This is a genomic window from Streptomyces sp. NPDC020192 (genome assembly GCF_044388685.1).
Lineage (GTDB): Bacteria > Actinomycetota > Actinomycetes > Streptomycetales > Streptomycetaceae > Streptomyces.
This window is the reverse complement of record NZ_JBIRXG010000030.1, coordinates 60,195-83,974: the sequence shown is the minus strand read 5'-3', so window position 1 is coordinate 83,974 and position 23,780 is coordinate 60,195. Positions and strand designations below refer to the sequence as shown.

Genomic DNA, 23,780 nt, shown 5'->3' with positions numbered 1-23,780 from the left:
GGACTCACGGACACGGCCGGCTTCGCAGACGACCTGCACGCCGGGCTGATCTTGTGACGGGCCATGACTGCGCCAAGGCGGCGCGACACCGGCATCACGCCGGATGGACACTGGTGCATCGATCCCCGCGCCACGCGCGTCGCGGTAGCTCACTGCGAAGTACAGGAGCGCTGGCCCCCCGGTTCGGGTTCACCCGTGCCTCGAACCACGGCATCGGCCTGACCATCGATATCCCCGACGACGCCCTGATGGCACTCAGCCTCGACGCCAGCCATCCGCTCCCCAGCGGGACCGTCCACTACGCCGCCGCGTTCGGTGTCTGACCCAGCCCGTGCCGCGCGGGGCAAACTCCCGCGCGGCACGCGCACCGGGCGCCGGTCTCAGGGCTCCTCACCGTGGTGCTGCCCATTCTCATGAACATCGAACACGGCTCGGTGATGGTGCCTCCCGAAGCCGTGAGTAGCTGCTGCCGCGACTGATGAACAAAACCAGCACCGTAAGACGCTTGGCGGTGTCTCATGGCCGAGCGACGCCAGGAACCGCGTCCGACTCCACGATGTGTGGGTCGACGGAGTACGGGACGGGAGCTAGGCAGAGTGTTGGGAAAGGCGGAAGCGACCGCGAAGCTCGCGCGGTAGCCCGCAGACCAGGAAGATGCGTCCACGGGCGGGACGTCCAGGCCCGCAGCGCCGCCCGGCATGCCTTCTACCGCTGGCGCTGACGTTTCACCGCGCGGATGACGGCGATGGCGGCTGCGACGATGATGAGGGCGCCGACGACGAGCAGTACGGGCGGGATCCGCTGCTCTTGCATGGCGAGAAGGAACGGGGCGGGCGGAAGGGTGTTTACGGCGGACTCCTTGCTGCGAGGGGGCTGGCCTTGCCGGTCTGCGTCGTTGATGTCTCAGGGATGGTTGTTCGGGAGATCCGGCAGCCCGGCAACCGCCAAGCGCCGGTCCGTCGCCCGGCTCGTCCAGCACGGCAACCGCCGCCTGCGCTACTGCGGGACCATCGCCAACAACACCTGGCGCTGAAGCCGGCCTCCCATAGCCAGAGAGGCAGCCCGGCCTGCTGCGGAAGCTGTTCTCCGCCACCCTCGACCGCGATGTCGGCCAGGTGGCGCAGCACTTACCTGCGCGCCCCGCCGCCCACTCAGTGGACCCCTCCTGGTCGGGTTCGGGTTCGGGTTCGGCGTGCAGCGTGCGGCAAGATGTGACATCCCGTCATCGAAGGCCGCGCGGCCCGGACTCCGCCGCGAGCTTGTGCAGGCGATACGGGAGACCAGGAACGCAGCAGGACGGACCACCGGGGCGGCGGGGCGGGAACGACACACTGGACCGCCTGAGTCGTCCGCGTCCGCGGCTGGTGCAGGACCACCGGCTGCCGGAAAGTCGTCGTCGTGGCTGTACCGCCGGGAGGCGGTCGCGGCGGCGCGGTGTCAGGAGCGGGTGCCCGACGGCTTCCTGTGCTGTCGGGTGACCGTCACGGTGACGTCGTAGCGTCCTTGGCCCGGCGAGCAGTGCATCGCCTCGCCGCACGAGTCGCGTCGGGCGGTGATGTGAACCGTGCCGGGCCGCAGGGCGGTGAACTGCGCGGAAGACGTTCCGCAGCCGCGGCCGGGCGGGCAGGTGGCGTTGACTGTGGTCCCGCCGCCGACGGGGGTGAGCACTCGCGGGTTCGAGCTGGCGGGGGTTGACCAGTAGGCGCTGTGCAGGCGTACCACGATGTGCGTGCCGGCGGTCACCTGGACCGTGGTTCCGCGTGCCCGTTCGTCGAGGACGGCCGGCCCGGTGGCGGATGCGGATGACGCGGGAGTGCGCGACGGCGGGGGAGACAGCGATCCGGCGGGGCCGGACGAACAGCCGCCCAGGACGCCGGTCGCGGCTGCTGCGGCCACGGCGGCGAGCCCGGTGTGCAGTGCGCGCAGGGCGGGGCCCGTGCGGGCTGACGAAGGAAACACGGGCCCTCCGGTGGATGCCGCCCGAAGTGGGCGCTTGGGCGGGGGTGGGGGCGAGCCGTCGGCTCGCCCCCACCGTGCGGTGCGGTCTCAGGAGACGGTTACGTCGTCGTAGTAGGTGTAGGTCGCGTCACCCGCGTAGTTGTCGTCCTTGTTGGTGAGGGTGAGCGTGTAGGTGTGGCCCGCGGTCACCGTGCCGGACACCTGCTTCCAGCCCGCACCCTGGGTGCAGGTCTTGCCGAGCAGCGTCGTGGTGGTGCCCGCCGTGGTGTCCTGGAGGGTAGCCGTCGCCCAGTCGTAGCTCACGGTGTCCGGGCAGGTGACGTTGTACCAGAAGGAGACCCTGCTGCTGCCGGACGGGGCGGTGAATGACTGGGAGACCGAGGAGGTGTTGGTCGGGTTGGTGGAGCCGACCATCGCACCGTAGCTGCCGCTGTGTGCCGCCGAGGTGTTGGCGGAGGTGGTGCCGCTGGTCGTCCAGCCCGACAGGCTGCCGGTCTCGAAGGTGCCGTTGGTGAGGGTGCCGCCGGTGCCGCCGCCACCACCACCGACGATCGCGTGGGAGATGGCGCAGTTGTTGGTGTCGTTGGACCAGCTCGCCTGCTCGGCGAAGGTACCGGTGCCCATCGCGACATTGGCCGCCCCGCCCGTGCTGCCGGGCGAGATCCAGGCACACTCGTCGGAGTTCTCCTGGCCGTTGTACGAGCTGCCGGTCTGGTTGGTCCAGCCGCCGGCCGGGTTCTGGTCGGACATCATCTCGTGCCATTCATGGCCGAGTGTCATGGTCCAGCCGTCGAGCGTGCCGGGCGAGTTGACGAACCCGACGCCACAGCCGGAGCCGGAGTCCATGTTGTACGGCTGGTTGCTGAACGCGATGTCCCCGTAGGAGGAGGAAACCGGGCCGCCGGTGAGCGTGCTGTCGCCGTTGTAGTCGTGCCAGGCGCAGTACTGGCCCTGGTAGTTGTCCGGGTTGGTGTTGTGCGGCGAGAGGATGACGTAGTAGGCATCCCGGTTGGACGCGGCGGTGGTGTTGCCGAAGTGTCCGGCCGCCTTGACGGCTTCGGCGCCGAGTTGGTGCCCGGTCGCGGCGCTGGGCGAGGCCGCCGAGTTGTCGTACCACACGCCGGAGAGCACGCCGCCGCTCTGGTACGGGATGAAGTTCGCGTTGGACGGGCAACTCGTGGCGCCCGCCGACACGTTCGGTCCGTCACACCACTGGGTGAGGTCCGCGGACCACAGCTCGTTCCCGGTGCCGATGCCCTTGAACATCTCCTGGGTGACCGGGGCCGCGCCGTCCGGGTCGCCGGAGAACGTGGCGTCGCCGTTGCTGTTGGTGCTCTGCGTGCCCCACTGTGAGCCGTAGAAGACCAGGTAGACCTTGGAGTGGCCGCTCTGGACTCCGATGCCGTCGACGCCGCCGCCGTAGGAGAGCGTCTCCGGTCCGGTCGCCGTGGTGGCGGCCGGCTGGTTGGCCGCCCAGGACTTCATCTTGGCGTTCTGCTGGAGGGTCGGTACGACACCGTGCCGGTAGGGGTGCTGGTAGGCCGGGCTGTACGGGTTGGGGCTCGCGGTGTGAGCCGTGGCCTGGGTTGCGGCTGCCGCCTGGGGTACAAAGGCGAGTGCCACGCCGGTGACGAGGGACAGCGACGCGAGACCGGTCAGGGTCGCGCGGGCTGCGCCGCGTATGTGGGGTCTGCCCATGGGTGTTGGGGGCCCTTTCTTCGCACGGACCTCCGCCGTCGGTCCGGCGGAGGTGAGCTGAACGGGACGTCGACGAGGTGCAACACCGGGTACGCCGAATCCGGCTACCGACGTTGACGCCGGTTCCGCCGCAGATCAGGAGGAGAGGCCCGAGCCGCACCGGGTGACTGCACGGGCGATGTGCTCGGCAGCTGGGGAAACCCGCGCACGGCGTTGTGATGTGCGGGCAACTCTCGTCCTGGACCGGACGAATGAAAAAGGCAGTGCGAAGGGTTCGTACTGCGACTTCTTGCTGGCCGGAATGGTGATGCCCTGTCAGACGTGGAGAAGCAAAGCAGATTTGACGGGTTCAGGTCAATGGGGGGTGCGGCCTTCTCGCGGGGAGGGTCGTCGCCCTCTCGAACGGGCGGCCTCGACGTCGACGGTCCGTTGATTCCGCTGGTCGAACATGAAGTCGGGGATCACGGCGGCCAGTTGTTACGGCAAGGCGGACTGCGGGCCGTGGCGAGGCATTCATCGGCCTGGAGCCATCCTATGAAAACGCTCTGAATTCAGGAAAGTTGGAGAAAATGCTCGGCCAAGAAGAAGCAATGACGTAGGGATTGCCTGTCATGACCGCTGTTCGGATTCCGCTCTCCTGATGAGTCCCAGGCGTTGTCCCAGCACCGGCGGCGTCTTCCGTGCGGTGGCCGTGGATGGGTGCGACGGGTCGACTCGACTCGACTTCGCAGCGGCTCCCTGGCCGGGGGCGACCTCGGCAGCACCGCAAGCTGGGCAACGCCCCCGCCATCTCGCGCGTGACGAGCACGGCCGGCCGCTGCGGGTGCCGGTGATCGCCTTCACCCTGCTGGCGACCCGTCTGATGTGGATCTTCCCGCTGTCCGCCCTGGTCCACCACCGGCACAGGGAGGGCGACAACCGCCTGTCCCGGCGCGTTCCGGCCGTCCGCCGGCGGTCACCCCGCGGTGTCCGCCGTGGCGCGCGGCGGGCTGGGTTTGGGTTGGGCGGCGACGCGTTCGGCGGTGGCGGTGGCCCAGCGGCCGCCCGGGCGGTATTGCTCGGCGGGACGCCGTTCGAGGAGCAGATCGTCATGTGGTGGAACTTCATCGGCCGCAGCCACGAGGACATCGTCGAAGCCAGGGAAGCCTGGGAGAACGCATCCGATCGCTTCGGCAGCCTCGACGGTTACGACGGCGACCGCCTTTCCGCTCCCGCCCTTCCGAACGCGACCGTCGCGCCACGCAAGAACCCGACGCGCCGTTGAAAGGCTCACGATGACACAGCCCGCCGCCGCTCCGACCGTCCGGCGAGTGGACGCCAGACACCGGTACGAGATCCTCGTCGACGGCAGAACCGTTGGCCTGACCGCGTATCGCGACCATGCTGACCAGCGCGTTTGCTATCACACCGAAATCGCGACGCCTTCGCCGGGCAGGGCCTGGCCTCCCTCCTCGTCCAGCAGGCCCTGACCGACGTACGTGCCTCGGGGAAACGCATCGTGCCGGTCTGCCCCTACGTGGCGAAGTTCCTCCAGCGGCACTCCGAATTCGCCGACATGACCGACCGCGTGACCCCCGAAACTCTGCGATGGCTGGAGACCGAGCTGGCGCGGTGACCTTCCGTGTCATCTTCGACTCCCCAGGTTCATCTCTCATGGAGATGACTGACATCCCGAATCATCACCTCGGAGGAGGAAGCGCTGGGGGCAGATCGACGCTTCTGCCTGTGTGACGGCATCGAAGAAGCTGCCGGCCATCTCACAGCACTTCCGCCCGCGCCAGCTTTCCGGCTCGTGCCGTCAAGAAGGTGCACATGTCTGGATCATCCCGGCTCCGGACCTACTGAGTCCACAAATTGCGGATCCGGTCGACCGGCCAGGCCGCACGGTCGCGTTCGTCGCAGACCAGGTGGGCGGGGAGGGTGAGGGGCTCGGCGCCGTGGGCGAGAGTGAGGAACATCTGCTCCAGCTCTCCGAGCGGCGAACGAAGAGTTTCGCCGTCATAGGGGCCTCCCCCGGTGGTTCGGTGGTGGCTCGTATATGGCACGCGACTGGCTCGCATGGAAGGTGACCTGCGTCAACGCGATACCCGGCGAGGAAAGCCCATGGTGCCCGCCGTGCACGCGGAGCGACTGACAAGGCGATCGAACACCCATAAGGCGATGGCGAAGATCAGCCAGCCAGTCCCTATTACCCACGTCAGCACGAGCACGGCCGGACCCTCACCCCCGGACGCCGCTCAGCCCATGCCGAACCTCGCTGCTCGCCGCCGTCGAACCGCCCACCTGCTGCCGACGACCGTGTGGCTCCCCGACCCGGACGAGCCCAACGCTGCTCCCATCCCGGGCGCGGTACTGCCCGCCTGGGCCCTCGACAAGATCCGCACCGACTTCGTCGGACGCCCTGCCGACCGGCCCGCCCCACTCCTCAAGATCGCGATCCGGGACATGTCACCGGGCATGGACGCCCGCATCCCGACCACCCCTTTCACGACCCCGGCCGACGACGAGGACGGAGCGAAGAAACCGTCCCTCCTGTTGGCCGAACTCCACCCCGACACCCTCCCCCCTTCGACCGACGACCTGCCTTCCGGCCACAGCGGGATGCCCGGCGCACTGGAGGACGGCTGGCCCGGCTTCTTCCACCGCGCCCACCGACTCCTCCCCGACTACGGACTTCTGCTGCTGGCCACCCGCCAGCGCCGGGATGCCGGACACCTCACCGACCCGCTGGGGACACTGATCGCTTCCGCCCGCACCGCCGGCTTCCGCTACCTCCAGCACATCGTCGTCGCCTACGCCCACCCGGTCGGCGACCACCTTGTACCCGTCCTTCCCCCGGACATCTCCCGTGGCGTCGTGCACTGCGATCTGATCGCCCTGTCCGCGATCCGCCACGCCTAGACCGAGGAAAGAGGAGACACACCGTGTCCGTCCCCCTCTCGGTGTGGAACACCGCCCCCACCTCCGCCCCGGCGCAGCGCAAGGGCCGCTATGTGCCCGGCTCGGCCGCCCACCCCGCCAAGATGCTCCCGCGGATCGCCGCCCACGCCATCTCCACCTACACCCGCCCCGGCGACCTGGTCCTCGACCCGATGTGCGGCATCGGCACCACCCTCGTCGAGGCCATCCACCTCCACCGCAGCGCCCTCGGCGTCGAATACGAACCCAAGTGGGCCGACCTCGCGCGCCTCAATGCCGCCTCCGCAACCCGAAAGGACGGCACCAGCGTCGGCGCCGTGCACTGCGGCGATGCCCGAAAACTCACCCAGCTCATCCCCGCCGCCCTCCACGGCGAAGTGGACCTCGTGGTGACCTCACCGCCGTACGGAAGCTCCGTCCACGGACAGATCCGCTCCACCCGCGAGACCGGCGAACGCGGCGTGGTCAAGAAGGACTACCGCTACAGCCACGACCCCTCCAACCTCGCCCACGTCTCCACCGACCGGCTCCTGGAAGCCTTCACCGAGATCCTCGCCCAGTGCCGACACGTCCTGCGCCCCGCGGGAACCGTCGTCGTCACCACACGCCCCTGGCGCGAGCATGGCGAACTCATCGACCTGCCCTCCGCCGTACTGGCTGCTGGAGAAGCCGCCGGCCTCGTTCCCACCGAACGCTGCGTGGCCTTACTCGCCGGCATCCGCGACAGCCGACTCATCACACGCCCCTCGTTCTTCCAGATGAAGAACGTCCGCGATGCCCGGCGCCAGGGCATTCCCCTGTCGGTGGTCCAGCACGAAGACGTCCTCATTTTCACCCGGCTCGTGCCAGGCAGGCTGTGCGACGGCGCATCGGCGTCGAGCAGGCCGCGCTGCGGCAACCGAGCGAGCCGGACGCGCAGGATCGTAGACACATGTCAGCGTGATGGTGCTGTCCCAGCGTCTCCGTGACGGTCTGGGCACTCACCCCCTCCGCGAGCGGCAACGGGTCCCAGTCCGGCCCTGCGTCGGTCGGCTCGTGCCGCCATGCCTCCCTCTCTGTATGGGCAGTCATGCGCATGCTCTAGATTGCTCGCACCAACGTTGCGGTTCAGGGGGGCAAGTGAAGAGAGTGCGGCTTGGTGTCGTGACGGCGTTGGTGCTGCTCGCGGCAAATCTGGTGGGGGCCGGGTCCGCGGCAGCCGTGGAGAATGACACCGGCACGGTGCTCCCCATGGCCGGTTTCGACAGCCTGATAGTCGATCCAGTGCATGATCGGCTCTTCCTCAGCGGTGGCAGCACCGACGACAAGATCCTCGTTACGGACCTGTCCGGGGCTGCGATCGGCAAGATCGCAAATGAGCCGGGTGCAACCAAACTGGCGCTGTCGCCAGACGGCAGCACTTTGTACGCGCTGCTGCCGGGCCAGGGCGCGATTTCAGCCATCGACACGACAACGCTCTCGGAGGTCGCCCGCTACGACACTGGCGGGCAGGCCGGAACTGCAGACCGTCCCGTCCCTACCTCGCTCGCATTCAGCGCGGGGAGAATCTGGTTCACCTATACGCAGGGCGACAGCGGTGGGCTCGGCTCTCTCGATCCTGTAGATCCGGCCGCGCCGGCCGCCCGCACAGAACTGGGTCAGGGATACGCCGTGCAGTCGAGCCCGAAAGCGCCTGGCACCCTGGCGGCGTCCTTCAAGGTGGCCGGCCAGCCGGAGCTCGACGTCGTCGATGTCACCACTGGCACGCCCCGGATCACGGCGCATGCCCCCGGAGTCTGGTCGCCCCGCCTCGTGATCACGCCCGACGGCCAGGGTGTGGCCACTGACGTCAACGGCGTCCTGCGGCTCACTGACCTCTCGTGGGACACCGATTACAGCTCCTTCCCCGCCCGGAGTTGGTGGCTGGATAGCTTCGCATTCGCTCCCGATGGGACCATGGCCATGGAGGGCTGGGACGGCACGGGTAGTTTGGTTCACGAGAGTGTCGTGACCCGACAGCCCCAAGGCACGCAGAGGTTGCGGACCTACGATTTCCCGGACTTCCAGTCCACCGGAATCACGGTGCAGGACATTGCATGGACTCCCGACGGTTCCCGGCTGTTGTCGGTAATCGACACCATGGGCACACTGCGGCTGCACGAGCTACTGCGGCCGCGAGCAGCCCAAACCTCGATGGGCATGACATACCCCAACTTGATCCTCAACACGGGAACTGCCCTCCCCGAGAGCGGTGATGTGAGCAGCGCACTCCCCTTCTCGGCCGGCGCCGTGGTCCACATCAACCGCGCGGACGCGGCACATCCCAGCGGTGTCGTGCTCCCCGACGCACCCCTCACATCCGACGGCAGCTTCGCTTTCCGGGACACGCCGCCTGGTACGGGGACGTACACCTATCACGTGCGATATTCCGGCGACGCTGACCACCTGCCGTCGGACACCACCGCGACGATACGCGTGGCCAAGGTGCTCAGCGTCGGAACCGACGCCAGCAGCTACGCCTACGGCGCCACCGCGAAGGTCACTGCGCACCTGAGCGTGGGCTTCACGGGTGGCAAGGTCTCCCTTTACGCTCAGCCTGCTGGCGCGACTAAGCAGCTGCTGAAATCGGGCACCGTGGATTCTTCCGGCAACCTCGCCGTGAGCTACAAGGTCACCAGAGGCACGACGTTCACCGCGGTGTTTGCCAGCAGCTACGACTACTTCGCCACCACCGTCGCCACATCTGTGGGCGTCCACACATCGGTTCATGGTTCGCTGAGCGGCTACTACACGACCGCGCTTTTCGGGAGCACGTCTTATCGGGTCTACCACCACACCGCGAAGCAGAAGTACACGGTGACCGTCGCTCCGGCCAAGCCGGGAGCATGCGTGCGGCTGCTCGTGCAGCACTACTACTCCGGATCCTGGCATACCTCGAAGGACCTGAGCTGCGTTCGCCTGAGTGCGACCAGCAGCTTGACCTACTCGTTCTCCTACACCGGGCCGGTCGGTGACCGGTTCCGTGTCAGGGCGGAGTCCAATCCGCAGGGCACCGATACGGCCAATTTGCCCACATGGAGCAGCTGGGCATACTTCATGATTCGCACCTAGTGCCCGCCCCTACCCTTGCGCCGCTCTTGCAGCTCCGGCACCGCAGCGATGCGGTGCCGGAGCTGCCGTCTGTCGCACTCGGCAACCTCGTACCCGACACCACCGGCGCGAGGCCGGTACGCGATCGGCCGTCAGAATATTGAGAGGGCATTTGATCTAGGACAGAAAGGGCAATTTGCCTAGACCAAATGCCCTCTGCGAGCTGATGCTGTCGGCGGCGGCCACCCTGTCGCGTCGTGTGCTACGCCATGTTCCACAGCGTGGCGATCTCCTGCGCGGCCGCCCGGCCCTGGGTGAAACCAGCGTGGCCCGCAGGGGTCCTGCTGGCAGGGGACAGCGGGTCGGTGCCGAAGGCGGCAAGAGAGGCCTCGTCGGGCGTGATGACCTCGACGAGGCCGCCTCGCTGGGTGATCGAGGCTGCGTCGGCATCGAGTACAGGGTCGGGCATGGGAGCGATGACGAGAGTGCGGGCGTAGTCTGCCGCGAGATCGAGGTTGGTGAGCGAACGGACGCCGCCGTCGATGTAGTGGTCGTCGCCGACTGTCGCGGCAGGCCAGACACCAGGAATGGCGCAGCTCGCCGTCACAGCGTCCACCAGGCCGACGCCGGAGGTACGGTCGAAGACCCGGGTCTCACCGCTGACAGCGTGCACGGCGATCACCGACAGATTGCGCTCCGGCCACTTGTGGGACGGCAGCCGGGCCTCGATGACGGCCCTCCGGGCGGCCTCGGTCACGGTCTCGGCGGCCAGAGCCATCTCACCCATCCGACGCAGGCGTTCCACCGGGTCGGTGACCTCGGCGTCGACTTTCGCGGCGAACTCGAAGGCCTCGACGAGCGCGCCGTCCCGCGGCGTCAGCTCATCCTGCTGCAGCGCGGGGTCCACCTGGGCCCGGAACAGCGCCGGCAGCTCTACACCGCTGGTGAGCTGTGCGGCCACCGCCGACCCGGCCGAGGTCCCGAAAAAGGCGTCCGCATCGGTGACATCTACCCCGGCGTCGGCAAGACCGGCCAGCACGCCCGTAGCCCAGGCTATTCCGGCCACTCCGCCACCGCCGACGACTAGCGCACGTTCGTCCTTCATCCCTACCCCCAGCTGCTCATCCGGTTGATCGTCACTGCAAAGCCCCTGGTGGGTACGGATATTCCTCAGCGCAGCGTTCACCGATAGACAGACACCAGCCCGCCCAGCCCCTCCCGCATCCGGTAGCTGGCTGAGCCCCGATTTTTGTAACGGTCTGAGGAGGAGTCGGCAGACCGTTTCCAGACCCAGCAACTGCGCTGATCGACTGGGCCGGGACCCCGTGTGGCCACCTTGTCACCGCCGCTCGAATCGCTCGGCGTGTGCGATGGCTCGGCCGTAGACCGCCCTCGACGGCCTGCTGCGACGGCCCGGCCGGAGTAACGCGAATCGAGCCCAGAGGTCTTCGGCGTCGTTCCGAGCCTTCGTGGGACGGCCGGTCTCACTGGCTCCGTGGTGGCTCGCGAGTGGCTCTCGACCGGCTCGCATACGGAATGACCTGTGCAAACGCGGGGTCTGATGCAGGTTCGGGTGACAGGTTCGGTCACGCGGCCTGGAGGACCGGTGTGGTCATGACGATCTCGAATTCGACGGGGGTCAGCCGACCGAGGGCGGCTTGTCTGCGGCGTCGGTGGTAGGTCTTCTCGATCCAAGTCACGATCGCGATCCGCAGTTCCTCGCGGGTGGTCCACGTTCGGCGGTCGAGGACGTTCTTCTGCAGCAGGCTGAAGAAGGACTCCATGGCCGCGTTGTCGCCGGCCGCCCCGACTCTTCCTATCGAACCGACCATCCGGTGGCGGCCGAGTGCCTGGACGAACTTCCGGGACCGAAACTGCGATCCGCGATCACGGTGTAGAACGCACCCGTCCACCTGGTCGCGTCGGGCGACAGCGTTGTCCAGAGCGGCCACGGCCAGGCGGGACTTCATCCGGGCGTCGATGGAGTAGCCCACGATCCTGTTGCTGAAGACGTCCTTGACCGCGCAGAGATACAGCTTCCCTTCACCGGTGGCGTGTTCGGTGATGTCTGCGAGCCACAGCCGGTTCGGGCCGGACGCGGTGAAGTTGCGGCTCACGAGATCGTCGTGCACCGGCGGGCCGGCCTTCCTGCTCCGGCCGCGCTTCTTGCCGAACACGCTCCACCAGCGGTTGTCCCGGCAGATCCGCCAGGCAGTCCGGTCCGCCATCCCGGCTCCGGCACCACGGGCCTCATCGGCCAGGAACCGGTAGCCGAACTCCGGGTCGTCGCGGTGGGCGTCGAACAGTGCGTTCGCGCGATATGCCTCCGCAAGGACAGCGGTGGCGACCGGCTTGCCCAGCCAGCGGTAGTAGGGCTGTCTGGCGAGCTTGAGCACCCGGCACGTCACCGTGACGGGCACCCCGTCAGCGGCGAGCTCTTTCACGAGCGGGTAGATCCTTTTCCCGGTAGATGCGCCTGCGACAGATAGGCCGCGGCCCGGCGCAGGACCTCGTTCTCCTGCTCCAGCAGCTTGATCCGCCGACGTGCTTCCCGCAGTTCCGCGCTCTCCTGGCTGGTCGTCCCGGGCCTGGATCCGTCATCGATGTCCGCGCGGCGCATCCATTTCCACAGCGTCATCGGATGGACTCCGAAGTCCTTGGCCACCTGCTCGACCGTCACCCCGGGGCCACGGTTCCTCGCGACCCGCACGACGTCCTCGCGGAACTCTTCCGGATAAGGCTTGGGCACAGCGGCATCCTTCCCACCCACCCCACAGGGCAAGCCAGTTCAGATGTCACCCGATCGTGCGGCAGACCCGCGATGCTCGGTGAGGACATACCCAAGGCGCCCCGCACGCGCGGAGCGACCACCGCGGAGATCGGACACGCAAGGGGCGATGGCAAAGACCGGCCGACACGGCCACGCCGGCTTACGCGCACCGGTCGCAGACCGGCACGACGACGGCCCAGCCCAGCCCCGGCCGCCGGTGTCAAGGGCGACCAGGAGGCAGCCGTCGGCAGCCATCGCGACGTCTACCGCCGAGTTCCGTAGGCCCCGCTTGCGCGAGCGGTATCGAGGGCTTGACGGCGGTAATCGCTGGGAGTTCTGCCGTACGCGGCGCTGGGGCCACAGGACGCGCATGAGCGGCTGCCCATGCGTGACTTCACCGCTCAGTGGCATCCTGAGCGGCTCCCTGCCCAGGCCTTCGAGTCCCTTCCTGCGATAGCTCTGCTGACCACCGAGCACGACCGGCGCAGCGACTGGCTGCGCGCCGGGCAGGCGCTGGAGCACGTCCTGTTGGTGGCTTCGGCGCATGGTTTGCGTGCCTCCCTGCTGCACCAGCCGATGGAGTGGCCCGACTTGCGCCGCGATCTGAGCCACGGTCCGGACCTCACTGGGCATGCGCAGATGCTGGTTCGCCTCGGGTATGGCCCGGAGGGCCCGGCCACTCCTCGACGTGCACCGGAGCAGGTGGGGTGACGCTCAACGACCGGGCCGTCCGAGTAGCCGTGGTACGGGAGCCACGGTCCCCCGAGGACCTGGTGCGGGACCTCCTGCCCATGTGGTTGCGGGTTGCTCGCCAACGGTCCTGTCAGCCCACTGTGGCGGCGAGGATCCCGCCGGGCACAGCAGTCAGGGCTTCGGGCAGGCGGTCGTAGATCTCGAACACGCCATCCAGTCCCGCGCCGCTCAGTACTCGAAGGATTTGGTTGCTGTCAGTGACGAGGCCCAGCCGGCCCTGCCGTTGCACGGCCCTGTTCCGTGCCCGGCACAGCATCCCGAGTCCGGCGCAGTCGATGAAGGACACGGCGCGAAGGTCCACCACCAGGTCAGGGAGGGCGACGGCCGTCAGATCGTCCAGGCGTGTCCCGATCGGCGGTGCCGTGAGGATGTCGGTCTCACCGCGCAGCTCCACGACGGTCGTCCCGCCGACGGCACGCTCGGTATGACGGGGTGTGGACGTGATGAGGGTTTCGATCATGGTCAGAGGAAATCCGGGCCGATGGGCGTGTCGGAAGGGCCGTCCGGCCCCCCTTCGCCGCCACGTTTCCTCGGGCCGCTCTCCGGCTAGGGCGGGACCCGTGGCCCCTCACCCGCGGCAGCCGGCGGGCTCAGCATGGAGTGTGATCCCTCCACCGGCCGAAAGACGGGCTGACTCATGTACCCGAACGATGGTTTCCGCGAACTCGGTCGTCACGAGTGCCTGCGCCTGCTGGCGACGGCTCCCATCGGACGGATCGTCTACACGCGCCAGGCGCTGCCCGCGGTCGTGCCGGTCAACTTCGGCCTGGACGCCGACGGAGCGGTGCTGCTGCGCACCTCGACGGCCTCCGAGCTGGCCCGCGCGGTCGACGGCGCTGTCGTCGCCTTTGAGGCGGACGCTGCCGACGTGGACACGCACTCCGGCTGGAGCGTCGTCGTCACCGGTCGGGCCGAGCTCGTGACGGATCCGGCCGAGGCGGCACGCCTGGAGCGGGTCGCCCCGCGCTCCTGGGCTCCCTCGCCCGAGGAGGTCTTCGTGCGCATCGAGCCTGAACTGGTCACCGGGCGTGAACTCGTCGGGGGCCGCACGATGTACGGCCTTCACCTCTCCGCCTGACCGTCGGGCATCATGTGCGCCCGCGACCTGGCCCGAAGGGCCCAACGGTGCTGGGCCGGACGGCGTGGCGTCGGGTTCCCGCAGGCCCTGCCCGACCCAGGGGCGTGCGAGGAGCATCGTCAGTGGAGCCGCCCACGGAACCGTCCGTGTGCGGTGTCGCGAACGATGCGGAGGCAGTGATGACCGTGGCAACCCGTCCCGACGTGGACGCTCCCGCCGATGCCTGGCGTGGCTTCGCCGGCCGGGGCTGGCGCGAGCGGATCGACGTGCGCGACTTCATCCAGGCCAACTACACGCCGTACGAAGGCGGTCCGGAGTTCCTGACCGGCCCGACCGAGCGCACGCTCGCCGTCTGGCACAAGGTCAGCGCCCTGTTCCCCGAGGAGCGGCGCAAGGGCATCCTCGACGTGGACACCGCCACCCCGTCGACGATCACCTCGCACGCCCCCGGCTACATCGACCGGGAGCGTGAGCTGATCGTCGGCCTGCAGACCGACGCCCCGCTGAAGCGCGCGATCATGCCGAACGGCGGGCTCCGGATGGTCGAGAACGGCCTGAGGGCATACGGCTACGAGTCCGACCCCTTCGTGACCAAGGTCTTCGGCACCTACCGCAAGACCCACAACGACGGCGTCTTCGACGCCTACACCCCCGAGATGCGGGCCGCACGCAAGGCCGGGATCATCACCGGACTGCCCGATGCCTACGGCCGCGGCCGGATCATCGGCGACTACCGGCGCGTGGCCCTCTACGGAACCGACCGTCTGATCGAGGCCAAGCGGGCCGAGCGCGCCCTGCTCGATGCCTGTGCGTCCTCCACCGAGGTCATCCGTGACCGGGAGGAACTCGCCGAGCAGATAAAGGCGTTGGACGAGCTTACGCGGATGGCGGCGTCGTACGGCTGTGATGTGTCCCGTCCCGCCGCCACTGCCCAGGAGGCCGTGCAGTGGCTCTACCTCGGCTATCTGGCTGCGGTGAAGGAGCAGAACGGCGCGGCCATGTCGCTCGGCCGCACCTCCACCTTCCTCGACGTCTACCTCCAGCGAGACCTGGCGGACGGGACCATCGACGAGTCCCGGGCCCAGGAGCTGATCGACGACTTCGTGATCAAGCTGCGGATCGTGCGCTTCCTGCGCACTCCCGAGTACGACGCCCTGTTCTCCGGCGATCCGACCTGGGTGACGGAGTCCATCGGCGGCATGGGCGCCGACGGCCGGCCGCTGGTCACCCGCACCTCCTTCCGCTTCCTGCAGACCCTCTACAACCTCGGCCCCGCCCCCGAACCCAACCTGACCGTGCTCTGGTCGCCCCGGCTGCCCGACGGCTTCAAGGAGTTCTGCGCCCAGGTCTCCATCGACACCAGCGCCGTCCAGTACGAGTCCGACGACCTGATGTGCCCCCGGAGCGGGGACGACACCGCGATCGCCTGCTGCGTCTCCGCCATGGCGGTCGGCAAGCAGATGCAGTTCTTCGGCGCACGGGTCAACCTCGCAAAGGCGCTGCTCTACGCGATCAACGGCGGCCGCGACGAGATGACCGGCGAACAGGTCGCGCCTCCCGCGCCCCCGCTGACCGGTGAGTACCTCGACTACGAGGAACTGATCGAGGCCTACGACCACGTCCTGGACTGGCTGGCCCGGACGTACGTCAACGCCCTCAACGTCATCCATTACATGCATGACAAGTACGCTTACGAACGTCTGGAGATGGCCCTGCACGACTACCCCGTGCACCGGTTCATGGCCTGCGGGATCGCCGGGCTCTCGGTGGCCGCGGACAGCCTGTCCGCCGTGAAGCACGCACGGGTGAAGGTGTTCCGGGACGCCACTGGACTCGCCGTCGACTTCCGCACCGAGGGCGACTTCCCGGCGTACGGCAACAACGACGACCGCGCCGACAACATCGCCGTCGACCTGGTGGAGTCCTTCATGGCGAAGGTGCGCCAATACCCCACCTACCGTGGCGCCGAGCACACCCAGTCGGTTCTCACCATCACCTCGAACGTGGTCTACGGCAAGCACACCGGCAACACTCCCGACGGACGGCGTGCAGGACAGCCCTTCGCACCCGGTGCCAACCCGATGAACGGCCGGGACCGGCACGGAGTCGTCGCGTCGGCCCTGTCGGTGGCGAAGCTGCCGTACGAGGAGGCCCGCGACGGCATCTCCCTGACCGCGACCATCACGCCCGAGGGGCTCGGACACAACCCCATAGAGCGTGCCGGCAACCTGGTCGGCATTCTCGACGGGTACATGACCTTCGGCGGTTTCCACATGAACGTCAACGTGCTGAACCGGGCGACGCTCGAGGACGCCATGGAACACCCGGAAAAGTACCCGGAGCTGACGATCCGGGTCTCCGGCTACGCGGTCAACTTCGTCCGGCTCACGCGTGAGCAGCAACTCGACGTGATCAGCCGCACCTTCCACGGGTCGCTGTGAACGGCCGGGTGCACTCCTGGGACCTGTCCACCGGCGTGGACGGTCCCGGGACCCGGTTCGTCCTGTTCGTCAGCGGCTGCCCGCTGCGCTGCCTGTACTGCGCCAACCCCGACACCTGGCACATGCGCGACGGTCGGGAGACCTCGGTCGACGAGGTCATGGGAGAGATCGAGAAGTACCGGAGATTCCTGAACACGGCCGGGGGAGGGGTGACCATCACGGGCGGGGAGCCGCTGCTCCAGCCGGCCTTCACCGGCTCCCTCCTGCACCGCTGCAAGGAGGCCGGGCTGCACACGGCGCTGGACACCTCCGGCTTCCTGGGCGCGCGTGCCTCAGACGAACTCCTCGCCGCCACAGACCTGGTGCTGCTGGACATCAAGTCGTTCGACGCCACCACCTACCGCAAGCTCACCGGCGGACGGCTGGCCCCCACGCTCAGCTTCGCCACCCGCCTGGACCGGCTGGGCGTGCCCGTGTATATCCGCTACGTCCTCGTCCCCGGCTGGACCGACGACCCGTCCGCCGTGGACGGACTCGGCGCCTTCCTGGCCGGGCTGAGCAACGTCGACCGGGTGGACGTCCTGCCCTTCCACAAACTCGGCGCCCACAAGTACGGCGCCCTGGGTATCGACTTCCCGCTACGCGACACGCCCGTTCCCAATCCGGAGCTGACGGAACGGGTGCGCGGGCAGTTCCGGGAGCACGGGCTGCGGGCGTTGTGAGTGAGCCGATCTCCGTCGCGCGTTCACCCGTGTGTGGGTCACTCGGCCTCCACCCAGGGACCTGAGGCCTCTCCTGTCCCAAGTGACACGGCCTCGACACTGAATTCATGACTTTGAAGGAGGCCGAGATGCCCCGCACCATCACCGCAGGCCTGGACGGGTCCCCGGAGAGCCTGACCGCCGCCGAATGGGCAGCCAGGGAAGCCCTGCTCCGGGATCTCCCGCTGCACCTGGTCCACGCCCTTGGGCGTCAGCCGTACGCGCCTGTGGGCGTGGTGCCCCAGCCGTCGCTGAGCCCGGACGAGCAGATTCGCTGGGCGGACCACATGCTTCGCGAGGCCCAAGCGACGATCGCGCGGCGCCACCCGGGTGTGCGGATCACCACCGGCCGTCTTACCGAAGAACCCGTCCCCGCCTTGCTTGGCGCGGCTGGGGAAGCCGATCTGTTGGTGCTGGGCTCTCGTGGCCGGCAGCCGGCGACCTGTTGTTCTCGTGCGGGTCGGCCTGCGCTCCGAAGACGAACACCAGCCTGGCGCCCTTGGGTCCGGCGCCATAGCGTTCCGGGACGTCGTCCTGGGCCTCAACTCTGCGGCTCCCGACGACACCGTGATCGAGTTCGCCTTCAACGCCGCGTCGCAGCGTGCCGCGAGGTTGCGCGTCGTCCATGGCCGGAGCCCGGAACTGCCCTACTACGACAATGGCGGCGACCTCAACGCCGAACTGCACGACGAACTCACCGGCGAGATGCACCGCGGCCTGTCCGAGGCGCTGGAGCCCTGGCGGCACAAGTTCCCCGGCGTCGACGTGACAGAGCAGGCCGTGATCGGCAAGGCCGGCTCGCACCTCGTGGAGGCCTCGCGCGACGCGTCCCTGGTCGTGGTCGGCCGGCGCCGACGCCGGACGGCGATCGGTGCGGCGATCGGCCCGGTCGCCCACGCGGTGCTGCACCACGCCACCGCACCGGTCGCGGTGGTCCCGCACGACTGACAGGCGACCCGGCGAGCAGGGCCGGCTACGGCTGAACGCGGCGTGAGAACCAGGAGGGTTCTCACGCCGCATGGCTTTGCAGTCGGACCGCGATCAGGCACGGTCGGACTCGTCGTCGGCGGTGAGACGCACGCCGGATATCAGGTCCGGGCGGATGCGCACCGCGTAGTCCATGGTCCGGTGCACCCACGGGTTGAGCAGTGCCTGGTAGCGGGCCAGTTCCTGCGAGTCGGTCACCAGGTGCGCGTAGCCGGTGACCACCACGCTCCAGCCGAGGTGTGTGTCGGGGTCGATGGCGTCGGCCTCGTAGGCCACCACGACGCCTTGACCGTCGGCCTGCCCGGCGCGCGCGGTCAGGGCCGCGCCCTCGTGGGTACGGATGACGATGTCGCCGTTGTCCAGGACGTGGTTGACCGGGCGGACGGTCGGCAGCGCGTGGCGGGTGAAGACGATCCGTCCGAAGGACACGCTGCCCAACAGCCGCAGGGCTTCGCCGCTGTCCAGCTCGATGCTCCGGCGCGGCCCGGCAGGGAGGTCCTGATCGGTGTCGATGGTCATGGAGGGCTTCCGTACGGTTTCGTTGCTCACTGCTGCGTTTCTTCGACTGGGGCGGCGAGGCGGCTGCACGGCCTTTCGCCGTGGTCGGGGCCTGTGCGCCGGTACGGCATGCGCGTCGTCCCTTCAAGACGTGGTGGTCGCCTGTCCGCGGCACCCGGCTCGGAGCCGCGGACAGGCTGATCAGGTCATTGGAACGGCACCGAAGCTCTTCACACCAGGGCCGTTCGGCCCTTGTCCGCGTTCGGCCGGCCCTGCGCATGCCAGTAGTAGGCCGTGCGCATGATCTCTTTCATGTCGTCGAGCATCGGCATGCGCGGGTTCGCCGGCGCGCATTGGTCCTCGTAGGCGCTCAGGGCTTGCTGGGGGAGGGCGTCGAGGAAGGCCCGCTCGTCGACGCCGAGAGCCTGGAACGACGGCTCAATGCCCACCGCGTCGCGCAGTCGCTCCACCGCGCAGGCCAGCGACTCCACACCCTCGGGCGGGGTGGCGGCCGGCAGGCCGAGGGTGCGTGCGATGTCCTGGAAGCGTTCCGCTGCGCGGTAGTTCTCGTACTTGGGCCAGCCCGTCAGCTTCGTGGGCACGGTGCCGTTGTAGCGGATGACGTGCGGCAGCAGGACCGCGTTGGTGCGGCCGTGCGCGATGTGGAAGGTGGCGCCGAGGGTGTGCGACATGGCGTGGACGATGCCGAGGAAGGCGTTGCCGAAGGCCATGCCGGCGATCGTGCCGGCGTTGTGCATCTTCTCCCGCGCGTCGGGTCGGCCCCTGCGGTCGTTCACCGCCGCCTCGATGTTGTCGAAGATCAGCCGGATCGCGTGCAGGGCCAGGCCGTCGGTGAAGTCGTTGGCGTAGACGGAGAGGTACGCCTCTACGGCGTGGGTGAGGGCGTCGAAGCCGCTGTCGGCCGCCAGCGCCGGAGGCAGGTCCGCGGTGAGCAGTGGGTCGACGATGGCCACGCTCGGAGTGAGTGCGTAGTCGGCGAGCGGGTACTTCTTGCCGTTGGCAGGGTCGGAGATCACCGCGAAGGGGGTGACTTCGGCGCCGGTTCCGGAGGTGGTGGGCACGCACACCAGGCGGGCCCGGGTGCCGAGGACCGGGAAGCGGAAGGCTCGTTTGCGGATGTCGGAGAACTTCTGCCGCATGTCGGCGAAGTCGACGTCCGGGTGCTCGTACAGCAGCCACATCACCTTGGCCGCGTCCATCGGCGAGCCGCCGCCGAGCGCGATGATGGTGTCCGGCCGGAAGTCCCGCATGAGCTGGGCGCCGCGCTGGACGGAGTCGATGCTCGGCTCGGGTTCGACGTTGTCGATGATCTGGAGGGTGACCGGCTCGTGGCGCCGCTGCAGGACGCGGTTGACGCGGTCGACGAAGCCGAGGCGGGTCATGGTGGCGTCGGTGACGATCGTGACGCGGTGGACGTCCGGCATGGAGGCCAGGTAGCGCAGGGACTGCGGCTCGAAGTAGATCTTCGGCGGGACCTTGAACCACTGCAGGTTGTTGCGGCGCGCGGTGACCCGCTTGATGTTCAGCAGCTGGACGGCCGAGACGTTGTTGGACACGGACGTGTGGCCCCAGGAACCGCAGCCCAGGGTGAGCGACGGCAGCAGGCTGTTGTAGATGCCGCCTATCGCTCCCTGCGAGGACGGAGCGTTGACGATGATCCGTACGGTCTTCATGCGCCGGCCATACGTCTCCGCGAGCGCCGGGTCCTCGGTGTGGATGACCGCGGTGTGGCCCTGGCCGTGGAAGGCGACCATGTCGGCGGCGAGGCCGAAGCCCTGCTGCTCGGAGCTGGCGCGCAGGACGGCAAGCACCGGGCAGAGCTTCTCGCGGGTCAGTGGCTCGTCGGGGCCGACCCGTTCGGCCTCGACCATGATCAGTGAGGTGTCGGTCGGGACGGTGAAGCCGGCCTGTTCGGCGATCCATGCCGGGCTCCGACCGACGGCCGCGGCGTTGACCTTGGGCTCGCAGCCTGCGTTCGCCGAGCCGGTCGGGAACAGGAAGGCTTCCAGCTTCGCCTTCTCATCGGCGGTCGCCAGGTGGGCGTTCAGGGTGCGGAATTCGGTGAGGGCCGCGTCGTAGATCTCGTCGTCCAGGATGACGGCCTGTTCGGAGGCGCAGATCATGCCGTTGTCGAAGGACTTGGAGAGCACCAGGTCGTTGACGGCCCGGCGCAGCTTGGCGCTCTTGTGCACGTAGGCGGGAACGTTGCCCGCACCAACTCCCAGGGCGGGCTTGCCTGCCGAGTAGGCGGCCCTGACCATGGCGTTGCCGCCGGTGGCCAGGATCAGTGAGACGCCGGGGTGGCGCATCAGGATGCCGGTCGCCTCGACGGACGGGGTCTCGATCCACTGAACGCAGTGCTCCGGCGCGCCGGCGGCGACGGCCGCGTCCCGTACGATCCGGGCCGCCTCCATGCTGCACCGCTGGGCCGAGGGGTGGAAGGCGAACACGATCGGGTTGCGCGTCTTAAGTGCCATCAGGGCCTTGAAGACGGTGGTGGAGGTCGGGTTGGTGACCGGTGTGATCGCGCAGATCACGCCGACCGGTTCGGCCACCTCGATCATGTCCTCGATGTCGTCGCGGGCGATGACGCCGACGGTCCTCATCGGGCCCATGCTGTGCGTGACGTGCTCGCAGGCGAACATGTTCTTGGCTGCCTTGTCCTCGAATACCCCGCGTCCGGTCTCCTCTACGGCGAGGCGGGCCAGCGCGGTGTGCTGGTCCAGGGCGGCGACCGAGGCCTTCTTGACGATGTGGTCGACCTGCTCCTGGGTGAGGGAGTCGTAGTCGGCAAGCGCCTTGAGTCCGTTCGTGACCAGTCGTTCCACGGCGATGGTGATCTCGGACGGCGCGTCGGCAGTCGCCGTCGCTTGGATTCCGGGCTCATGACGGGTCATGGGGGAGCGCCTCCGTTGACGAGAGCCGTCGGCGGTGGCCGACGGTGGGCGGTCGTGAGCGGCACCGCGGGGGATCGGTGCCGCTCACGCCTTCACTCTCGTCCTGCCTGATCCCTACTCCCAGGTGCCGATGGTCCCTTCCGGGGGCTGACCGGCACTGGTCCGGCGAGGCCGGGCGGCCTGGCCGGGAAGTTCCCTCGCCGAGGTGCCCAAGCACGCGTAGGCGGGGGAAGGGTGACCGCCTCGCAGCGGAGGATCGTGAAGGGGTTCTACTCCTGGCCGCTGTCGGTACGGCCGCTGCGCCACGGAGGCGGAGTGGCCGACCTGCGGGCCTCCTCCTTGCGGTGCATGACACGGTTCACCTGGCTGCGCAGCCGGTCCTGCAGCCGGTCCGCCACTTCGTGTCCCGTGGCCTCCTTGGCGTGCACGACCACGAGGGTGTTCCCCACGACGAGCTCGGCCCCTGCGGACCAGGGCCGCTCGGCGTGGTGCGCCACCGCCCTGGTGATCCTCACCGCACCGCTCACTGCTGGAACCCCGGGCCGACCGAGGACCGCGTCGACCTTCTCCCGGAGGTACGCGACAGCTTCCTCGTCCACGACGCCTTCCACGCGCACTTCCACGGCGACGGTGCTGGTGACCTCAGTGTCGGTGCTCTTGGCAGTCATGTGCTCCACTCCTTCTGATCGTTTCGCAGCGGCTCCAGACTTCTGCGAGCGCCGGTCCTGGCCCAGGGCTGTCAGACCCCAGCAGCGGGGCCAATGGACCTTCACCCTGTGGGGCGGTGATTCGGGTTCGGGTAGTGCGGAGCCCCTGTTCGGCTTCGGCTTCCCGGAGCATCCAGGGCCGTGACACCTGACCGCTGCGGGGTGGGAGCCGGGCCGTTTCGTACCCTGTCGGCAGAGGCACCTCATGGCCGCGGGACACTATGCGTGGACAACAGGGCCGACCGGCCCTGGCCCTTCGGCCCGGACACGAGGAAGGATCTCGCTACGGAGGGCCGATTCCGTCCATCAGCGGACATCGGTGCGGAACGCGGAACCAGGGAGCAGTTTGATGGCGGACAGCGAACAGCCCGGCGCCGGCAACCCGATCAGGGTCTTTCTGCTGGACGACCACGAGGTCGTACGGCGCGGGGTGCGCGACCTGCTGAACGACGAGCCGGACATAGAGGTGATCGGCGAGGCAGGCACCGTGGAGCAGGCACTGGTGCGTGTCCCCGCGTTGCGCCCGCAGGTGGCCGTGCTCGACGTCCGCCTGCCCGACGGCGACGGCGTGACCGTGTGCCGGGAGCTGCGCTCCCGCATGCCCGAGATGGCCTGCCTCATGCTGACCTCCTTCGACGACGAGGAAGCCCTGCTCGACTCGATCATGGCGGGCGCCTCCGGGTACGTCCTGAAGCAGATCCAGGGCTCGGACCTCGTGTCCGCCGTGCGCACCGTGGCCGGAGGTCAGTCCCTGCTCGACGCCAGTGCCACCACCAAGCTGATGGCCCGGCTGCGCGGCGGCCAGCAGGAGGAGCAGCAGCCCGACGGACTGCAAGGCCTGACCGAGCGGGAACGGGAGATCCTGGCTCTGATCGGTGAGGGCCTGACCAACCGCCAGATCGGCCAGCGGCTCTATCTGGCCGAGAAGACGGTGAAGAACCACATCTCCCGTCTGCTGGCCAAGCTCGGCGTCGAGCGCCGTATCCAGGCTGCCGTCATCGCCACCCAGGTCCAGGACCGACAGGGCAGGAAGGGCACTGAACCGGGGCCGCCGGGGTGTGAAAACGAACGAAACGCCAGGCGACTCCAACACGGTGTGGTGGCGTGCTCAGGCGATCCGGCTTCGTAATGTGCCCTGGATATGCACTGGAGCGGACCGGCCCAGCGGGCGGCGGCACCGCGGTGACCCGGTGGACGCCCGCGATGGAAGGCCAGTACCGCC

Annotated in this window: 15 protein-coding genes and 5 pseudogenes; 12 read left to right on the top strand and 8 right to left on the bottom strand. The window is 68.5% G+C overall.

What is annotated here, in order from left to right; genetic code table 11:
• Positions 1-323 (top strand): annotated as a pseudogene (locus tag ACH47Z_RS38510) (GNAT family N-acetyltransferase); the annotation flags it as partial.
• A 1,114-nt stretch (positions 324-1,437) separates the two neighbouring features.
• Here the strand turns inward: ACH47Z_RS38510 and ACH47Z_RS38505 are convergent.
• Together ACH47Z_RS38505 and ACH47Z_RS38500 are read right to left on the bottom strand one after the other, a co-directional pair.
• A complete protein-coding gene (locus ACH47Z_RS38505) occupies positions 1,438-1,959 on the bottom strand; it encodes a hypothetical protein (RefSeq protein WP_399082432.1) in 522 nt (173 codons plus the stop codon).
• Positions 1,960-2,046: 87 nt separating this feature from the next.
• The gene (locus ACH47Z_RS38500) at positions 2,047-3,657 is read right to left on the bottom strand and encodes a hypothetical protein (protein ID WP_399082429.1); all 1,611 of its coding nucleotides are present in this window, start codon (positions 3,655-3,657) and stop codon (positions 2,047-2,049) included.
• A 1,042-nt stretch (positions 3,658-4,699) separates the two neighbouring features.
• Here ACH47Z_RS38500 and ACH47Z_RS38495 point away from each other — a divergent pair.
• From ACH47Z_RS38495 to ACH47Z_RS38475, 5 genes and pseudogenes are all read left to right on the top strand, one after another.
• Positions 4,700-4,921: pseudogene (locus ACH47Z_RS38495) on the top strand (pirin-like C-terminal cupin domain-containing protein); the annotation flags it as partial.
• A gap of 10 nt (positions 4,922-4,931) precedes the next feature.
• Positions 4,932-5,272: pseudogene (locus ACH47Z_RS38490) on the top strand (GNAT family N-acetyltransferase).
• A gap of 629 nt (positions 5,273-5,901) precedes the next feature.
• Positions 5,902-6,558, top strand: a complete 657-nt coding sequence (locus tag ACH47Z_RS38485) for a hypothetical protein (RefSeq protein WP_399082426.1) — start codon at positions 5,902-5,904, stop codon at positions 6,556-6,558.
• 23 nt (positions 6,559-6,581) lie between these two features.
• A complete protein-coding gene (locus tag ACH47Z_RS38480; RefSeq protein ID WP_399082423.1) occupies positions 6,582-7,544 on the top strand; it encodes a TRM11 family SAM-dependent methyltransferase in 963 nt (320 codons plus the stop codon).
• Between the two features lie 175 nt (positions 7,545-7,719).
• Complete coding sequence (locus tag ACH47Z_RS38475; RefSeq protein WP_399082420.1) at positions 7,720-9,666, top strand: WD40 repeat domain-containing protein; 1,947 nt, start codon at positions 7,720-7,722, stop codon at positions 9,664-9,666.
• A 241-nt stretch (positions 9,667-9,907) separates the two neighbouring features.
• On the opposite strand, the gene ACH47Z_RS38470 is transcribed toward ACH47Z_RS38475, so the two are convergent.
• Positions 9,908-10,750, bottom strand: coding sequence for a patatin-like phospholipase family protein (locus tag ACH47Z_RS38470; RefSeq protein ID WP_399082444.1), 843 nt, complete (start codon positions 10,748-10,750; stop codon positions 9,908-9,910).
• Positions 10,751-11,231: 481 nt separating this feature from the next.
• A protein-coding gene (locus ACH47Z_RS38465; protein WP_399082417.1) for an IS3 family transposase occupies positions 11,232-12,394 on the bottom strand; the annotation gives its coding sequence in 2 pieces (ribosomal slippage) (positions 11,232-12,107 and positions 12,110-12,394; 1,161 coding nt in all).
• A gap of 357 nt (positions 12,395-12,751) precedes the next feature.
• Here ACH47Z_RS38465 and ACH47Z_RS38460 point away from each other — a divergent pair.
• Positions 12,752-13,126, top strand: a pseudogene (locus tag ACH47Z_RS38460) (hypothetical protein); the annotation flags it as partial.
• A gap of 112 nt (positions 13,127-13,238) precedes the next feature.
• Here the strand turns inward: ACH47Z_RS38460 and ACH47Z_RS38455 are convergent.
• Positions 13,239-13,628 (bottom strand): STAS domain-containing protein, encoded by a 390-nt coding sequence (locus ACH47Z_RS38455; protein ID WP_399082414.1) that lies wholly within the window; start codon positions 13,626-13,628, stop codon positions 13,239-13,241.
• 177 nt (positions 13,629-13,805) lie between these two features.
• Between ACH47Z_RS38455 and ACH47Z_RS38450 the strand changes: the two genes are divergently transcribed.
• The 4 genes and pseudogenes from ACH47Z_RS38450 to ACH47Z_RS38435 all read left to right on the top strand — a co-directional run bounded on the left by ACH47Z_RS38450 (position 13,806) and on the right by ACH47Z_RS38435 (position 18,396).
• Positions 13,806-14,246, top strand: coding sequence for a pyridoxamine 5'-phosphate oxidase family protein (locus tag ACH47Z_RS38450; RefSeq protein ID WP_399082411.1), 441 nt, complete (start codon positions 13,806-13,808; stop codon positions 14,244-14,246).
• Positions 14,247-14,425: 179 nt separating this feature from the next.
• On the top strand, positions 14,426-16,687 hold the full coding sequence (pflB, locus tag ACH47Z_RS38445) for a formate C-acetyltransferase (RefSeq protein WP_399082408.1): 2,262 nt from the start codon (positions 14,426-14,428) through the stop codon (positions 16,685-16,687).
• Complete coding sequence (gene pflA, locus ACH47Z_RS38440) at positions 16,684-17,409, top strand: pyruvate formate-lyase-activating protein (RefSeq protein ID WP_399082405.1); 726 nt, start codon at positions 16,684-16,686, stop codon at positions 17,407-17,409. The genes pflB and pflA overlap by 4 nt, the downstream gene beginning before the upstream one ends.
• 128 nt (positions 17,410-17,537) lie before the next feature.
• Positions 17,538-18,396 (top strand): annotated as a pseudogene (locus ACH47Z_RS38435) (universal stress protein).
• 93 nt (positions 18,397-18,489) lie between these two features.
• On the opposite strand, the gene ACH47Z_RS38430 reads toward ACH47Z_RS38435, so the two are convergent.
• The 3 genes from ACH47Z_RS38430 to ACH47Z_RS38420 all read right to left on the bottom strand — a co-directional run bounded on the left by ACH47Z_RS38430 (position 18,490) and on the right by ACH47Z_RS38420 (position 22,519).
• Entirely contained in the window at positions 18,490-18,954 is a 465-nt protein-coding gene (locus tag ACH47Z_RS38430) for a pyridoxamine 5'-phosphate oxidase family protein (RefSeq protein WP_399082402.1), read from the bottom strand.
• A 209-nt stretch (positions 18,955-19,163) separates the two neighbouring features.
• Entirely contained in the window at positions 19,164-21,851 is a 2,688-nt protein-coding gene (gene adhE / locus ACH47Z_RS38425) for a bifunctional acetaldehyde-CoA/alcohol dehydrogenase (RefSeq protein ID WP_399082399.1), read from the bottom strand.
• Between the two features lie 269 nt (positions 21,852-22,120).
• Positions 22,121-22,519 (bottom strand): hypothetical protein, encoded by a 399-nt coding sequence (locus tag ACH47Z_RS38420; RefSeq protein WP_399082396.1) that lies wholly within the window; start codon positions 22,517-22,519, stop codon positions 22,121-22,123.
• Positions 22,520-22,907: 388 nt separating this feature from the next.
• Between ACH47Z_RS38420 and ACH47Z_RS38415 the strand changes: the two genes are divergently transcribed.
• On the top strand, positions 22,908-23,687 hold the full coding sequence (locus ACH47Z_RS38415) for a response regulator (protein ID WP_399082393.1): 780 nt from the start codon (positions 22,908-22,910) through the stop codon (positions 23,685-23,687).
• The last annotated feature ends 93 nt before the right edge of the window (positions 23,688-23,780 follow it).

What these genes read in the sequence shown, in the direction of transcription:
- ACH47Z_RS38430 (WP_399082402.1), bottom strand. Translation starts at nt 18,954, where the DNA reads ATGACCATCGACACCGATCAGGACCTCCCTGCCGGGCCGCGCCGGAGC.
- ACH47Z_RS38415 (WP_399082393.1), top strand. Translation starts at nt 22,908, where the DNA reads ATGGCGGACAGCGAACAGCCCGGCGCCGGCAACCCGATCAGGGTCTTT.
- ACH47Z_RS38455 (WP_399082414.1), bottom strand. Translation starts at nt 13,628, where the DNA reads ATGATCGAAACCCTCATCACGTCCACACCCCGTCATACCGAGCGTGCC.
- pflB (WP_399082408.1), top strand. Translation starts at nt 14,426, where the DNA reads ATGACCGTGGCAACCCGTCCCGACGTGGACGCTCCCGCCGATGCCTGG.
- ACH47Z_RS38500 (WP_399082429.1), bottom strand. Translation starts at nt 3,657, where the DNA reads ATGGGCAGACCCCACATACGCGGCGCAGCCCGCGCGACCCTGACCGGT.
- ACH47Z_RS38420 (WP_399082396.1), bottom strand. Translation starts at nt 22,519, where the DNA reads ATGACTGCCAAGAGCACCGACACTGAGGTCACCAGCACCGTCGCCGTG.
- adhE (WP_399082399.1), bottom strand. Translation starts at nt 21,851, where the DNA reads ATGACCCGTCATGAGCCCGGAATCCAAGCGACGGCGACTGCCGACGCG.
- ACH47Z_RS38485 (WP_399082426.1), top strand. Translation starts at nt 5,902, where the DNA reads ATGCCGAACCTCGCTGCTCGCCGCCGTCGAACCGCCCACCTGCTGCCG.
- ACH47Z_RS38470 (WP_399082444.1), bottom strand. Translation starts at nt 10,750, where the DNA reads ATGAAGGACGAACGTGCGCTAGTCGTCGGCGGTGGCGGAGTGGCCGGA.
- ACH47Z_RS38450 (WP_399082411.1), top strand. Translation starts at nt 13,806, where the DNA reads ATGTACCCGAACGATGGTTTCCGCGAACTCGGTCGTCACGAGTGCCTG.